Origin of the sequence: Haemophilus sp. UMB1048, from assembly GCF_030218125.1 — a bacterium.
Classification (GTDB): Bacteria; Pseudomonadota; Gammaproteobacteria; order Enterobacterales; family Pasteurellaceae; genus Haemophilus_D.
The window spans coordinates 159,024-173,299 of record NZ_JASOPB010000004.1; the positions used below are offsets into that span (position 1 = coordinate 159,024).

14 protein-coding genes are annotated in these 14,276 nt (G+C 39.0%); 2 read left to right on the forward strand and 12 right to left on the reverse strand.

Going from position 1 to position 14,276, the window contains the following annotated elements:
• Positions 1 to 2: 2 nt before the first annotated feature.
• From QP437_RS05130 to QP437_RS05140, 3 genes are all read right to left on the reverse strand, one after another.
• A complete protein-coding gene (locus QP437_RS05130) occupies positions 3 to 1,001 on the reverse strand; it encodes a DUF4424 family protein (protein WP_285267174.1) in 999 nt (332 codons plus the stop codon).
• A gap of 91 nt (positions 1,002 to 1,092) precedes the next feature.
• The gene (locus QP437_RS05135) at positions 1,093 to 1,533 is read right to left on the reverse strand and encodes a DUF6636 domain-containing protein (protein WP_014064404.1); all 441 of its coding nucleotides are present in this window, start codon (positions 1,531 to 1,533) and stop codon (positions 1,093 to 1,095) included.
• Between the two features lie 87 nt (positions 1,534 to 1,620).
• On the reverse strand, positions 1,621 to 2,028 hold the full coding sequence (locus QP437_RS05140) for a hypothetical protein (protein ID WP_285267175.1): 408 nt from the start codon (positions 2,026 to 2,028) through the stop codon (positions 1,621 to 1,623).
• Positions 2,029 to 2,254: 226 nt separating this feature from the next.
• On the opposite strand from QP437_RS05140, the gene QP437_RS05145 reads away from it, so the two are divergent.
• The gene (locus QP437_RS05145; protein WP_285267176.1) at positions 2,255 to 2,653 is read left to right on the forward strand and encodes a pyrimidine dimer DNA glycosylase/endonuclease V; all 399 of its coding nucleotides are present in this window, start codon (positions 2,255 to 2,257) and stop codon (positions 2,651 to 2,653) included.
• Between the two features lie 68 nt (positions 2,654 to 2,721).
• On the opposite strand, the gene QP437_RS05150 is transcribed toward QP437_RS05145, so the two are convergent.
• From QP437_RS05150 to hemC, 9 genes are all read right to left on the reverse strand, one after another.
• The gene (locus tag QP437_RS05150; RefSeq protein WP_285267177.1) at positions 2,722 to 3,834 is read right to left on the reverse strand and encodes an ABC transporter substrate-binding protein; all 1,113 of its coding nucleotides are present in this window, start codon (positions 3,832 to 3,834) and stop codon (positions 2,722 to 2,724) included.
• 223 nt (positions 3,835 to 4,057) lie between these two features.
• The gene (locus QP437_RS05155; protein WP_285267178.1) at positions 4,058 to 4,915 is read right to left on the reverse strand and encodes a cysteine ABC transporter substrate-binding protein; all 858 of its coding nucleotides are present in this window, start codon (positions 4,913 to 4,915) and stop codon (positions 4,058 to 4,060) included.
• The gene (locus tag QP437_RS05160; protein WP_049356852.1) at positions 4,899 to 5,663 is read right to left on the reverse strand and encodes an amino acid ABC transporter ATP-binding protein; all 765 of its coding nucleotides are present in this window, start codon (positions 5,661 to 5,663) and stop codon (positions 4,899 to 4,901) included. Before QP437_RS05160 ends, QP437_RS05155 begins: the two co-directional genes overlap by 17 nt.
• Before the next feature lie 18 nt (positions 5,664 to 5,681).
• Positions 5,682 to 6,350, reverse strand: coding sequence for an amino acid ABC transporter permease (locus QP437_RS05165; RefSeq protein ID WP_285267179.1), 669 nt, complete (start codon positions 6,348 to 6,350; stop codon positions 5,682 to 5,684).
• The gene (locus tag QP437_RS05170) at positions 6,340 to 6,999 is read right to left on the reverse strand and encodes an amino acid ABC transporter permease (RefSeq protein ID WP_285267180.1); all 660 of its coding nucleotides are present in this window, start codon (positions 6,997 to 6,999) and stop codon (positions 6,340 to 6,342) included. Before QP437_RS05170 ends, QP437_RS05165 begins: the two co-directional genes overlap by 11 nt.
• A 174-nt stretch (positions 7,000 to 7,173) precedes the next feature.
• Positions 7,174 to 8,460, reverse strand: coding sequence for a heme biosynthesis protein HemY (locus QP437_RS05175; RefSeq protein WP_285267181.1), 1,287 nt, complete (start codon positions 8,458 to 8,460; stop codon positions 7,174 to 7,176).
• Between the two features lie 9 nt (positions 8,461 to 8,469).
• Positions 8,470 to 9,768, reverse strand: a complete 1,299-nt coding sequence (locus QP437_RS05180; RefSeq protein WP_285267182.1) for a uroporphyrinogen-III C-methyltransferase — start codon at positions 9,766 to 9,768, stop codon at positions 8,470 to 8,472.
• A gap of 9 nt (positions 9,769 to 9,777) precedes the next feature.
• Entirely contained in the window at positions 9,778 to 10,539 is a 762-nt protein-coding gene (locus QP437_RS05185) for a uroporphyrinogen-III synthase (RefSeq protein WP_285267183.1), read from the reverse strand.
• Between the two features lie 9 nt (positions 10,540 to 10,548).
• Positions 10,549 to 11,481, reverse strand: a complete 933-nt coding sequence (gene hemC, locus QP437_RS05190; RefSeq protein WP_197556157.1) for a hydroxymethylbilane synthase — start codon at positions 11,479 to 11,481, stop codon at positions 10,549 to 10,551.
• A 136-nt stretch (positions 11,482 to 11,617) separates the two neighbouring features.
• On the opposite strand from hemC, the gene QP437_RS05195 reads away from it, so the two are divergent.
• The gene (locus tag QP437_RS05195) at positions 11,618 to 14,122 is read left to right on the forward strand and encodes a class I adenylate cyclase (protein ID WP_285267184.1); all 2,505 of its coding nucleotides are present in this window, start codon (positions 11,618 to 11,620) and stop codon (positions 14,120 to 14,122) included.
• Positions 14,123 to 14,276 lie beyond the last annotated feature (154 nt).

Below are 14,276 nucleotides of genomic sequence, written 5' to 3' on the forward strand. Positions count from 1 at the left end.
TTTTAGTTAAAAAACTTTGCATCTATACCATATAGCACATCTAAATCATGCTGTGGTAAGAAGTCTTTTTCTTTTACTTGATATTGCACAACTTTGTCATTTTGCAGTACTTTTTTCACTTCGCCTTTACCTTTCCAGCAGAAAGAAACAATCTGATCTTTGGGTCTTTCAATGGTAAGCGTAAAATCCGCAATAGGTTTTGCCCAGTTTGCTCCAGTTTTGAGAATATAACCTAGCTCACGGTAGTATATCCCTTGATTAGATTTTGCTTTTACTGATTTTTTAAATGATGGATCAATACAAAAAGTATCGGCAAACTTTTTATAATTCACGAGATCATGAAGCCCCATGCCAGATCCTAAAAGAGGGACATATTCGTGCTGAATTTGAGTAATCGAATTAGCTTTAAAGGTTTGTTGCCAGCTATAAATGATTTGTCCACCCCAAGTGATATCTTCGCTATCCTCAGAGTCTTTGTATGCGAATTTGGCAAGACGTGGGTCCTGACATTTCAAGATTTTCTTATCTGCAGAATCAGATTTACGCAACCAAGGCTCCATTAACTCTTCTTCAGTTAAACCACAGGCACGAAGAATGTCCGTGACATCGTGAGAAACCAATTCTCTTTTCTCTGCATCATCTGCATTTTTGGTTTCGTAAAAGAACGCGCGTACATGAGTTGTCGGTTTGATTTCTTTGCCATTCGCATAAATCTTAAAAGAATTGATTAAACTTTGGGTGTCGGCAAAATCACCGTAATCGTGCAGCATCACTTCCGGTAATGGGAATAGCACCGTCTCAGTAATGTCTTTATCGGTCAGATTGCGATATTCATATTCCACCTTAATTTTATCTTGGCTGATAAATAGGTTTTCTTTTTGCATCGCAATATGCTCATTTTTAATATATTCCACACCACCAGTAGAGACTGTTCCCGTACTGTCGTTGGCTTGAGCCATAAATGGAAGACAAAGAATCGTTAAGAGAAGAGACTTTTTCATGATTGGTGTTCCTTGTAAAAAGTGAGAAAAATTTGACCGCTCTTGTAGTAAGGCAATTAACGTATTGTGTATTTTTCAAATACGCTGCAAGCTAAAACAATTTTTGTTTTGCTTGGCTAATTTTAAAACCGTGTTTTTCTTTATTTGAACAAGTTAATGAATCGCCCGAAGCAGTGCATTGCCAGCCTTTGCCTTTAATTGTTTCGCCCTCTTTTAAGATTGGTGAGTCTGGTACAGCGGGGGTATCACTTGCACAAACAAGTGAAGCCTTTCCTGTCGCGCCAACAGAAAATAGCTCGCCCCATTCGAATTCACAATCTTTCGGACGCGGTAAAATCGGTTTTCCTTTAATTTTAGTAACACATTCAACTTGGGGGTTTAGACCAGGAAGGTCGCCAGAGCAATAAATAGCGTCATTAGCCGTGCGGAAACTGATGAAAGAGTCTGAGTTTGATGCTGTTTCTATTTGCGGGGTTAAGGCAAAGCTAGAAATAGAGAACGTACATAAAGCGAATACAAATAATTTTTTCATGATGAATCCTTATTGAATGGAGAGATTGGTAAAATGCCTACAAAATTTAACCGCTTGCAACCCCTTTTGAATTGCTAGGTTATGAGTTTACTTGTTTTGTTTCTTACAATAAAGGTAGGATAATAAACTTAACAATAATGGGCATAAAAAATAAATATAAACCGATGAGGTTTGGAATATGCCATCATAATTGGTGCCTTGTAGCCCATTCAAATTAAATAAATATTTCCCGAATACTCCAGCTTCCGCCATCCATAGTAACATCGTAAAGCGACGATAAAAACGTTGAAAAATAGCAAAAAAGAGATAGCTAAAAGTGGTAATGGCAATAAGTTTAAAATAGATATTAATAGAATGATGTAGACTATTAGCCACAGGCTCGTTGAATGCTAAATTATAACCAATGACTTGCACCCAACGCACGCCAAAGTTGAACAAGAAATAAGCACTAAATAACAAGACGATGAAATGAGTTAAAAAAAGTAAAAATTTCATATTGGAATATCTCAAAAGTAGGGAAATATTGCTTTTGTGGACCATAATAAGTCGTTAAGGTTAGGACGATCATACTGTTTATTTAGAATAGATCAATACTTTATTAAAATACTCAGATAAATATCTTTCTGAAATGCTTGAATGTTTATTCTTTTAAAGAGATGAGTAAATCATAGACAAATACATTTATGCTCCGTACTATGTTTCTTTTTCTTTGGTATGACTTATGACTCGAATTAATCTTGTTCCGCCCGAGGAACTTTGTGATCAGCATCTTTTAGCTGAACATCGTGAATTAACCCGCATTCCTAACGCCGTGGCGAAAGGTAAATATCACTTAAAAGGACAGCCTGCAGAATATAAGTTAGGTGAAGGGCATGTGCGCTTTTTCTTTAACAAATTGGCGTTTTTAAAGAAACGCTATGATGCATTGCATGCGGAATGTAAGGCGCGAGGCTTTAATGTGCAGTATATTTGGAATGAAACGTTACCCGACGACCCAAGTTTATGGTTGGACTATGAAGTCACAGAGGCGGCCTTACAGATTAATCGGGAACGTATTCAGGAAAGAATGCCATTAAAGGCGAGATTTACACCGCATCTTTCAAAGAGCGGTCAAAAATAAAGGAGTTTTCACTTATGAAAGGCAGTGAGAATATAAAAAAGGTGAGCATCGCTCACCTTATGAATTGTTTAATCTTTCAATTTAATAAAAAATGTACCACTAGGTATGATAGGCAAATAGTTTTTATGGAAATCCATAAAGGTTTTTTGTGGGTCTATGTCTTCAAAAAGTTTTGGGTAAAGTGCTTTTGCCATAAATTGAGCGGCTGCTAGATCACTTAGTGAGCGAGAAGCCGTATGATAAATACCGTAAACACGGTGGTTTTTTACTGCAGGTAAATCTTGCCACCCTGCACGGGTTAAGAAACCTTTTAGGCGTTTTTGTGCATCCTGTTCATTGATGTTTATTCCCATCGCCATCATTTCATTGTTAGTTTCATGCCCCATTTCTGTGCCAGAAATCATAATCACTTCAGGTTGTGTGGCAAGAAGTTGTTCTGGATTAATTGGTCCCCAATTTTCGACAAAAGGCGCGCTTACGTTATCCCCGCCAACAGTTTCAGCAATAGCACCCCACATATTTTTACCAAAGGTAAAGCTATATTCACTAGGACCTTTATTGCCAAATTCTACATAGATTTTAGGTTTAGGTAGGTTAGCCTCTTTTACACGTTTTTGAATATCAGTAATGCCTTGAGCATATTCATCTGCAATTTTATTTGCTCGTTCTTCGGTACCTGCAAGTTGCCCAAAAATCTTTGCGCTTTGGGTGTGTCGTTCTACACTTTGAGCATTAAAATCGACAACAATAATTGGAACGCCAGCTTGTTCTAACTTTGGTAGTTCGGAACCAATAGTTTGATATTGCCATTCTGCAAGAATTAATACATCAGGTTTTAATGCCAAGGTTTTTTCGGTTGAGAAAGTTCCTGCATTTACATTACCAATATCAGCAATATTTTTGAGTTCAGGCATTTTTTCAGAAAACAATGCCCAACTTCCTGGATTAAATTTTTCCCAAAATTCACGTGAGATACCTTTAACATATTTAAAATTTTCAACACCCGTAACAGCAATGTAATCAGGATAGTAAAAGCCTAACACGGCATTTTTTACGGGCACATCAACGTTAACTTCTCGTCCTAATACATCTTTGATTGTTTTTATTTCTGCTTGAGTAGTGATACCAAAAGTCAGTAATAGAACGGCCAAAATTAAACGAATTGTTGATTTTTTTTGCATATAAACTCCTGTCTGAATAAAACATCAGAATATTGCCATAAATAAGAATTATTATCAAATTTAGATGTTATAAAGTGACAATACAAGAAATGCTGTTGAAGGGTAAAATAGGCATATATCTAGAAAAAACATATTTCGCATTTAAAATTGGAAGTGCGGTCAAAACTTAGTAAGTTTTCACTTCTCCTTGAGTTGGACTAAAGGAGAAGTGAATGTGGGAGAATTATTTATATTCAACCACGATATCGCTTTCGCTGACGGTATCACCATAAACTGGCAATAAGGTTTTTTCGTAAGCTTGTTTTAAACGCCCATCTTTGCCTAAGGTTTGGATTTCGTTGTTTAACCAATTTAACAATTCAGGAGCATCTTTGCGAACAGCTGGTGCAATAACATCTTGATCACCAAAGTTTTTTACGCCCACAGTATAACCTGGATTTTGTTTTGCCCAAGCGAATAAGAAGGTATTGTCATTAGATAATGCATCACCACGGCCATCACGTAAGGCTTCAAAGGTTTCGGTATTTTGTTCAAATTTCAATAATTTCACATCTGGATAGTTTTTGGTGAAGAAAATATCAGCAGTAGTACCTTTATCTACGATTAAAGTTTTGCCTTTTAATTGTTCAAGGTCAGTAATCACAGAACCATCTTTTGAAACGACACCTAATGCTACTTTCATGTATGGATTCGCAAAATCCACCACTTCTTTACGTGCTGGGGTTACAGTAAAGTTGGCGAGAATAATATCAACTTTCTTAGAAAGTAAGTATTCAGCACGGTTTGCGGCATCCACTAAAACAAATTCCACTTTGTTTTCATCACCTAATAAATCTTTACCGATCGCTTTACCAATTTCGACATCAAAGCCTTGGCTTTTGCCTTGCACATCGACATAACCAAATGGTGGTTTATCGCTAAATACACCAATACGCACTTTGCCATCTTTTTGTATTTGCTCAAGGCTTGAAACTGTTTTTGCCCCGTCTTTAGCCGGTTCTTTATCATTACATGCGGTTAAGCCAAATGCCAAAGTGGCAGTAGCTAAAAGTGCGGTCAATGTTTTAAATGTTTTCTTCATAGTTTGTCCCTCTCGGTTCATAATTTAAGATATTTAAGAATGTTTTCGCACGATCCGTGGTTGGATTCGTGAAGAAATCTTCCGGTTTTGCTTGTTCAATAATTTGCCCTTTATCCATAAACACAATGCGATTAGCCACTTGGCGAGCAAAGTTCATTTCATGGGTAACAATGAGCATCGTCATGCCATCTTTGGCGAGACCTAAGATTACATCAAGTACTTCACGTACCATTTCAGGGTCAAGGGCAGCGGTCACTTCATCGAACAGAATAATTTCAGGGTTCATGCAAAGTGAACGAACAATGGCAATGCGCTGTTTTTGTCCACCAGATAATTCACGTGGATAGGCATTTTTTCGATCATATAGGCCTACACGTTTAAGTAACTCATCGGCTTGTTTTTCAGCTTCTGCACGATCGCGTTTTTGTACTTTTAAAGGACCGAGCAAAATATTGTCAATTACTGATAAATGAGCGAATAGTTCATAACTTTGGAATACCATCCCAATGCGTTGACGCGCTTTGACCCAAGGAATGTCTTTACCTAACTCTCCTGCATTTTGCAGCAAAATCTGACCGCGCTTTATTTCCTCTAGTCCATTTAGGCAGCGTAAAAAAGTACTTTTACCACAACCAGATGGACCTAAAATAACGACAACTTCGCCTTTCTCTATAGAAAGATTGATGCCTTTGAGTGCTTCTACATCACCGTAATTTTTGACGAGGTTTTTAATTTCTAATAACGCCATGTGTTTTCCTAATTAAAATTAACTTTCCCAACGGGTTTCTAAATAACGGGAAAATAAGGATAGTGGGTAACAAATCACAAAATATAAACCGAAAATAACACCGTAAATCCAAAGCGCTGCCGATTGATTACTAAATAATGAATGTTCGATAATTTGTTGACCGACTTTAATCACTTCGACTACACCAATTAACATCGCCAAAGAGCTGGTTTTTACCATGCGAGTAAAGAGGTTAATAGCACTTGGTGTCACACGTTTTAAACTTTGCGGAAGTAAAATATACACAAAGGTTTGAAACGGCGTTAAACCTAAAGCGTAGGCGGATTCCACTTGATGTTTTTCAATAGAAGTTAAGGCGCCACGCACTAAATCGCCCATTTCTGCTGTTCCCCAGAAAATAAACACCAAAATACATACAGAAATGCCATCTAAGTGAATATCAAACCATTTTGCCAAACCAAAATACGCGAGAAAAAGTAACGCTAATAATGGAATGATACGTATAAATTCTAAATAAAAGCGGCAAATGGCTTTGATAATGGGATTTCTGCTTGTCATGATTACGCCAAAAATCACACCTAAAATACAGGCGAAGAAGACGGAAACGAATGCAATTTCAGCTGTCACCCATAAACCATTGAGCAAGCGTTCAATGTTGCTGCCTTGGAATAATAACTCAAGCCCCATATTTTGCTCTCCGAGTACGGCGTTCTAAATGACCGATGAACAGAGACATCGGTAATAGAATGATCAAATAAAACACCACTAATAAAAATAAGGCTTCATTGGTTTTGTAATCGATCCCGATGACTTCTTTCGCCACAAACATCAGTTCGGCTACGGCAACGGCACTGATCACCGAGGTTTCTTTCATTAAGAACAAGCAATTTGCTCCGATTGCAGGTGTCGCAATCGCAAAGGCCTGTGGGAAAATTACATAGCGAAAAGCTTGAAAAGGGGTTAGACCAATACTTAAGGCTGATTCAATTTGCCCTTTTGATACCGCTTCCAGACCACCACGAAAGGCTTCTGCCATATAGCTTCCACCTAAAAATGCCAGGCCGATAATGCCGCAAGTAAACCCATCTAATTTCAGGCCAATTTTAGACAGCCCAAAATAGAGAAAAAACACTTGAATCAATAAAGGCGTATTACGAGAAAGCTCAATATAGCCTTTTACTAGCCAAGTTAATGATTTGACTTTGTAGGTGATAATCACAGCACAAATCACACCAATCACCAGCGATAATAAAATGCCCCAAAAGGCGAGATGAAGCGTCATCAGTGTGGCATGAACAAAACGTGGTGTGACACTTAAAATATAATCCCAATTCATTTTTCATGATTTAATCGTTTGCGTAGCGATATAGTAAAAAATTTTGAATCGGTGAGAAAAGAATGGAAATTTATTACTTATAATAAAATGTAATAAGAAGTTGGTTTTAAATGAAATAAGTGGTGATTAGGAATGAAAAAGACGGGGCTTTATTCAGCTCCGTCTTTGTTTATTTTAATCACGTTTCGCAATAAGTGCGGTTGGTTCTTCGTCTGTTTTTGGTTCATCTTGTATTTCAGCCGGTTTGTCTTGAATAGACATGGCTGATTTTAAACTGTCCTGACGAATTTTTTCCGCTGCCGCTTTGTCGCCCGCTTGTTCGAACACATAAGACGCCATCATGATATCATTTGGTTGAAGCTGGGTTGGGCAAGCAGTGACTTCTTTAAATGCTTCTGCTGCTTTAGCGAAGTCATTATTACGCACATAAAGGTAGCCTAATGCACGATTGAGACAACAACGTTGGCTTTCATCGGCACGTTTTGCACGTTTTTCCACTAACTTAAGCAGTTTGCTGTTATCTTCTGCTTGTAAACGAGTGATTTGCGTGCAAAGCTCAGGACTAATTGGGGTGTTATCACCCAATTTTTTCATGATTTCAAGCGTGAATTCATAAGCTGACTCATGATCGTTACAATCAATTAAACGCTGAATTAAAGCTGTTTTTAACTCTAAGTCATTGCGACGACGGCGTGGTTGAGCTTCCCACCATGCAAGCAGACCTTCAACGCCTTCTTCATTCATTTTTTCATCTAACAAGCCATTTTCTGTTTCTTGTTGAAGCGCTTTAAATTCTTCAGCTGAGAATAAGCCTGAACCTTCGATTAAATCTAAGATTTCATCTAAAGCTTGATAAGCTTTGGAGCGGCTATAAATTTCAGCTGCAAGTTTTAATACTTCTTTGTTGCGATCTGACATTTCAAGCAAACTATCGACGGAACTGCGCGCAGCCGGTAATTTATTTTGTTGTAATAAAATACGGGTACGAGCAATTTCGACGACTAGGTTATCTGAACCTGCAAGCTCAGTCGCCTCAATTAAATAACGGTTCGCGCTGAATTCATCACCGCGTTGCTGTGCAGCTTCAGCGGCTTTAATCAGATTTAATACTGGCTCTGCAGAATGTTTCGCATTTTTACCAATCAGTTTTTCTGCTTTGGCATAATCGCCCTCATTCATTTTCATCAAGCCTTCAAGGGTTTGACGTTGTGCTTTCACACGTTTACGGAGAGAAAACCAGTTATAGGTATTGCTACTTAAACGGAAGAAACGGGTAACCAACCACTCTAACGAATAAATCACTGCAAGTGTGACCACAAAGAGAATCACTAATGTGGTGAGTGACATTTCATATATGGTGTTTGCCGTTTCAACTCTGACATAACCTTGCTGACCGGAGAGATAAGGCCCTGCAATCAATCCGGCAAGTAAGGCGATCATTAAAAAAAGAACTCTAAACATTATCTATCCTTATTGTTGGGGTTCAGTTGCCGGTTGTGCAGCTGGTGCTTCAGCGGGTTTTTCTTCAGCTTTTGGCTCTTCCGCTTTCGCTTCAGGTGTTGGTTTTACTTCTTCTTTTCTTGGTGAATTATCAAGCGCTTTTTCTGCTTCAATTTCCACTTTCTGCACATCTAAAGGTGTACGATTTAAGTACTTATCAAGCATACTTAAGCTTTGTAATTGGCTTGGTACATCTACATAGATGGATACTTCAGATAATTCATCCACTGATTTTAAGAAACTTTGAGTCACTTCAGCATTGGTATCAAAATAGCTACGAATCCAAGATGCAACGGCTTCTAAAGATTGTTTATAAAGCTCATTTTGCTGACGAGGCACTGCCATAATCGCTAATTGTAAGCGTAAACGAATGTTTTCACGCAAGTAGATATCTTGGTTTGGCGCTAATAATTCTTTGCGATCCGCACCATGTTTCGGTGAAATACGGATAAAGTGATTCAAGAATGAGGTCGCACTTTTTTCTGCATTTTCCGCCCAGTCAGACAGGGAATCTGATAATTTTGTTGCATTTTGGTCATCACCGAAATTCACATCTAACACAGGTAATTCATCAACCGTATTAGCTAATTGCGATAATTTTTGCATGACCGAATTTTGATCCACGCCAGCTACGGAGAGAAGTTGTTTCAGATCTTGATTGATTGCGCTACGGATAGCCGCAGATTGTGAGTTATTCACTTTAGCAAGAGTTTCATCAGCGAGTTTTAAGAGTGAAACCGCTGTATCCACGTCATTATCTAACACTAATTTACGCAATGCATTGTTGAGCAAGAAATCTGCTTCTGAGAATAACCAATCAGTAGGCTGTTGAGCATTAGCTTGTGCGCTCACTTTATTAATTTGTGATTGTAAGCCAACTAACTCATGTGATTTGGCATTGATTAGCTCTTCTACTTGCGCAATTTTGTTTTGCGTTGCTTTATTCGCAGACTCTAACTGAGCAAGCTGTGTAGTATCAAATTTTACTTCTTGAGCAGGTGCTGAAACCACCGTTTTATTATTGATTTGAGCTTCAAGTGCGGTCAATTTTTGTTGGAATTCATCCACTTTTTGTTGGCCAAAATAATAACCTGCACCACCCACGCCAAGTGCAATGAGAATAGCCAATAAACTTAATCCAGTACCACTTTTCTTCACAACAGTTTGTGTACGTGGCGCAACAGGCTCGCGATCTTCAGTTTGAATTTCCACTGCATCTGTTTCTTGGATTTCATCTGTCGTTTCAGGGGTTAATTTCTCTTTCGCCATATCTTTTCCTTAGTGAGAAAGGGGAGTTACTTCATTAAGTAAGGTATTAAGTAAACTTTGATTGTCCGCACCAGCGGAAACCACCACATTATGCCAACCTTGTTGTACTGCGACATCCGCAATGCGTTGACTTACCGTGACTAAACAGCAATTTTTTAGCCAATTTTGTTCATTTTCAGGCACAAATTCGATTAACGCCCGCAAAATTTCAAGGCTCGTGACCACAAGGGTTTGCACACCAGAACGAATACAAATACTGGTTTGCTCTTCGTTATTATAACTAATCGGCGTGCGTTGGTAACATTCGACCGTCTCAACAGTTGCACCGCGTAGTGTGGCCTGTTCACGTAGTAATTCTCGTCCACCGTTGCCACGTAAAATTAACAAGTTTTTATCTGTTAATTCTGCCATTTGCGGTAAATTTAATACACCTTCAGTATTTTCCGACGTTATTGGATAACGAACAGTACATTCAGTTTGACAGGAAAAATGCTGTGCCGTTCTATGCCCAACTGTAAAGTATTGTAAATCTTGACGCCAGCTAAAGCCAATATCTTTCAGGGTTTTATCCGCAAAATCGACCGCACTTTTTGAAACCAAAAACACATAATCACCACTTTTTAGCTGATTAAGTTTCGTCGGTAATTGTGCCAACTCAGCACCTGCTTCAATAGAAAGCAAAGGCAAATGCAAGGCAACCACACCGGCTTGATTCAGCTGGTCAACTAGGGTTTTTCCTCGTTCATCGGGGCGAGTGACTAGTACGGCCATAGTGATTACCTATGCTGAGTAAATCTTCGCCAGAATCTTATCTGCGCCTTGTGCTAGAAGTTGTTCAGCAATGGTCACGCCTAATGCTTCGGCATTTTCAACCGCACTTTTACCTTCCGCGCGAATAATCGCAGATCCATCAGTTTCTCCGACGAGTGCACGCAAGAAAATTTCGCCATTTTGCTCAATGGCATAGCCACCGATTGGCACTTGGCAACCACCTTGTAAGCGCGTGTTCATTGCTCGCTCAGCCAAAACACAAGTTGTCGTAGTGGCATCGGAAAGTGGCGCAAGCAATGCTTTCACTTCTTCATCATCAACACGGCACTCAATGCCCACCGCGCCTTGTCCGGCAGCCGGTAACGACTGTTCCACTTCAATAAACGAGGCAATACGTTCCGCTAGCCCTAAACGAATTAAGCCAGCTGAGGCTAAAATAATGGCATCGTATTCGCCATTGTCTAATTTACTTAATCGGGTTCCCACATTGCCGCGCAAGGAACGGATATCAAGATCAGGGCGTAATTGTTTTAATTGGCATTGACGACGTAAGCTTGATGTTCCGACAATAGCGCCTTGCGGTAATTCATCTAATGAACGGTATGTATTAGACACGAAAGCATCGCGCGGATCTTCACGTTTACAGATCACACTTAAGCCCAGACCTTCTGGAAATTCCATAGGCACATCTTTCATTGAATGGACGGCAATATCAGCACGTTTTTCAAGTAAAGCGTTTTCTAACTCTTTAACAAATAAGCCTTTTCCACCAATTTTAGCTAAAGGAGAATCTAAGATTACATCGCCTTTCGTTACCATTGGAACTAATTCAACAGAAAGCGTTGGGTGAAATTTTTCTAATTGATCTTTCACAAAATTTGCCTGCCAAAGTGCTAAAGGGCTTTGACGGGTTGCAATTTTTAAGGTTTTAAGTACTGCCATAAATACCGCTGATTTTAAATAGAAATATGCCCTATGCTACCATTTTTAGGGCAAAAAGTCAGATCATTTAAATTTTTGATTTCTGATGAGCTAAGTGGTACAGTAATGCCAGTTATATGGTCATAGGTAGGAAGCCTTGAAATACGATCTCACTCAAGCCCGAAAATGTATCGAAACTCTAGATAAACGTCGTTTTGATCGTGCATTATTGGGCTCAGGTGATGCATTCCGACACATCGTCTCTTTAGTGCCGCTGTTGTTGCATCTTAATCATCCTGCTCTGCCGGGTTATGTGGAAGATGCCCCGGCAGGCATTGCCGATTTTACTCTTTCAAATTATCAGCAAAATTTTCTCTCAAAAGAACATCCCGAACTTGTCGAAGCCGTGCAAAGTGCGGTCAATTCTGATGCTGTTTTTGCGCAGATCTTAGGTATTTATGTGATGGGCAGTTTTGGCTCCATTAGCCAAACTTCAGCTTCTGATTTGGATATTTGGATCTGCCATCAAGATGATTTATCTGAACAAGAACAGCAGCGCTTAGCAGAAAAAACGAAGAAAATCAGCCAATGGGCATCGACATTTCATGTGGAAATGCATTTCTATTTGATGACGCAACAACGTTTCCGTAACGAACGTTATTCCGATCCACTAACTAAAGAAAACAGTGGTTCTGCCCAATATATGCTGTTACTGGAAGAATTTTATCGCTCCGCTGTACGTCTTGCTGGCAAGCCATTATTGTGGCTCCACTTGTGGGTGGAAGATGAAAAACAATATGAGGCCGAAGTTGCGCGTTTAGTCGCGGCTGGTGAGCTTAATTTAAATGATTGGGTGGATTTCGGTGGATTAGGGCAATTCTCAGCCAGTGAATATTTTGGTGCAAGCTTATGGCAGCTTTATAAAGGTATTGATTCACCTTATAAATCGGTGATGAAAATCTTGTTGTTGGAAACCTATGCTCAAGAATATCCAAATGCCCAGCTAATTGCTCGCCAATTTAAAGAGGATTTGCTTTCTGGTCACAGCACGGCTATACATCATTTCGATCCTTATATTGCGATTCTAGAGAGAATTAGCCAATATTTGACCGCACATTCAGAATTTAAGCGTCTTGATTTCGTACGTTCTTGTTTTTACGTGAAAGCGACGGAAGACTTTGCGTTATATCACGCCTCAAACTGGCGTATTTCTTATATGAAAATGATGGCCCAAGAATGGGGTTGGTCAAAAGAACGTATTGAAGAATTAGATCATCGTCCAAATTGGAAAATTAAACGGGTGAAAGAAAGTCACAATAATTTGGTGAATTTCTTGATGATGAGTTATCGGAATCTGGTGGATTTTGCGCGTAAACATAAAATTAACTCTAGCGTAATTCCGCAAGATATCACGGTGCTTTCTCGTAAACTTTATACTGCTTTTGAAGAATTGCCGGGTAAAATTACGTTACTAAACTCACAAATTTCCTATAACTTAACAGAAGAACACCTCACGTTCATCGAAGTTCACGGCAATAAGCGCTTTAAAGATGGTTGGTATATGGTAAATCAGCCACCGCACCACATTATGTTCTCGAAAGAACGCGTGATTGAATATGGTGAAAGTTTAAATAAAGTTGTCGCATGGGCTTATTTTAATCGCTTGTTGACGGCTGAAACCCATTTGCACTTAATCAGCCAAAATATCGACCAACTGACTTTACGTAATTTTGTAGCTGATTTGCGATTGTTTTTTCCGCATACAAATAGCCAAGTTCCAACAAATGAGGCACTTTCTTCACAGTGCGAAATCCGTGATTTATTTATTGCGGTGAATTTGGTGAATGACCCAACCGCACAAGTCGAAGAGCTTAAATCAAATATTTCGCCAAGTGATTTATTCAGTTTTGGTCAGTTAGAACAGAGTTTGGTAGGAAGCATTGATTTCACTTACCGTAATGTGTGGAATGAAATTCGAACCTTACATTTTGAAGGACAAAATGCGATTTTGCTTGCCTTAAAAGTGCTTTCTAATAAAATTGATCAAGGGGTGAATCAGCCTCGTTCTGTGCAGGTTTTCTGTTACAGTAAACATTACAACCGCACATTACGAAACTTGGTGAGTGTACTCGTAAACCGTTGTATCAGCATTCAATTAGGGGATAGCCGCCCAACAACTCATTCTCGTCTGCGTGTAGCGGGGAAAAACTGGCAATTCTTTTTTGAAGAAAAAGGGATCAGCTTGCAACCTATTGAAGGCGGAAAAGAAAGTGCGGACAATTTTGAAGACGTTTTACCAACCCAGTTGGAAGAGAAGGAAATTATCCCAGAAGCACGTCGGTATCCACCTGAAATTGATGTGTTTGCCAGTGAAGGTTTTTTACAATTCTTCTTTGAAGATAATGCCGATAATAGCTTTAACGTCTATTTGTTAGATGAGAAGAACCGTCTCGAAATTTATCGCCAATGTGAAGGTTCGAAAGATGATAAAGTACGCGAAATAAATCGTATTTATCAATCGCTAGGCTCAAATGATTGTGAAAATCCGTATAAAATGGTGCAACGGAATTTTAATTATCCGCAATTTTATCAATTGCACTCGACAGAAAGCGGCATGCGTATTATGCCGTTCAAATTTAAAAGCAAAAGGACTTGCGAATAGCGACATCAAAACAAGCATTGTTTGAGATAAATCAAGTTTATCTGCAAATATGCATTGGAAGATAGGTAAAATCCCGATAGAATCCCTCGGTCGAAAATCTATTGAGAAGTAATCTAAGGCAGTGGATGTTTTGCCTTTAGGCAATAGAATAGTG

Excerpts from the sequence above, each read along its gene's own strand:
- QP437_RS05130 (WP_285267174.1), bottom strand. The coding sequence starts at position 1,001 with ATGAAAAAGTCTCTTCTCTTAACGATTCTTTGTCTTCCATTTATGGCT.
- QP437_RS05160 (WP_049356852.1), bottom strand. The coding sequence starts at position 5,663 with ATGGCGTTATTAGAAATTAAAAACCTCGTCAAAAATTACGGTGATGTA.
- QP437_RS05170 (WP_285267180.1), bottom strand. The coding sequence starts at position 6,999 with ATGAATTGGGATTATATTTTAAGTGTCACACCACGTTTTGTTCATGCC.
- QP437_RS05140 (WP_285267175.1), bottom strand. The coding sequence starts at position 2,028 with ATGAAATTTTTACTTTTTTTAACTCATTTCATCGTCTTGTTATTTAGT.
- QP437_RS05155 (WP_285267178.1), bottom strand. The coding sequence starts at position 4,915 with ATGAAGAAAACATTTAAAACATTGACCGCACTTTTAGCTACTGCCACT.
- QP437_RS05185 (WP_285267183.1), bottom strand. The coding sequence starts at position 10,539 with ATGGCCGTACTAGTCACTCGCCCCGATGAACGAGGAAAAACCCTAGTT.
- QP437_RS05165 (WP_285267179.1), bottom strand. The coding sequence starts at position 6,350 with ATGGGGCTTGAGTTATTATTCCAAGGCAGCAACATTGAACGCTTGCTC.
- QP437_RS05180 (WP_285267182.1), bottom strand. The coding sequence starts at position 9,768 with ATGGCGAAAGAGAAATTAACCCCTGAAACGACAGATGAAATCCAAGAA.
- QP437_RS05150 (WP_285267177.1), bottom strand. The coding sequence starts at position 3,834 with ATGCAAAAAAAATCAACAATTCGTTTAATTTTGGCCGTTCTATTACTG.
- hemC (WP_197556157.1), bottom strand. The coding sequence starts at position 11,481 with ATGGCAGTACTTAAAACCTTAAAAATTGCAACCCGTCAAAGCCCTTTA.
- QP437_RS05175 (WP_285267181.1), bottom strand. The coding sequence starts at position 8,460 with ATGTTTAGAGTTCTTTTTTTAATGATCGCCTTACTTGCCGGATTGATT.
- QP437_RS05145 (WP_285267176.1), top strand. The coding sequence starts at position 2,255 with ATGACTCGAATTAATCTTGTTCCGCCCGAGGAACTTTGTGATCAGCAT.
- QP437_RS05135 (WP_014064404.1), bottom strand. The coding sequence starts at position 1,533 with ATGAAAAAATTATTTGTATTCGCTTTATGTACGTTCTCTATTTCTAGC.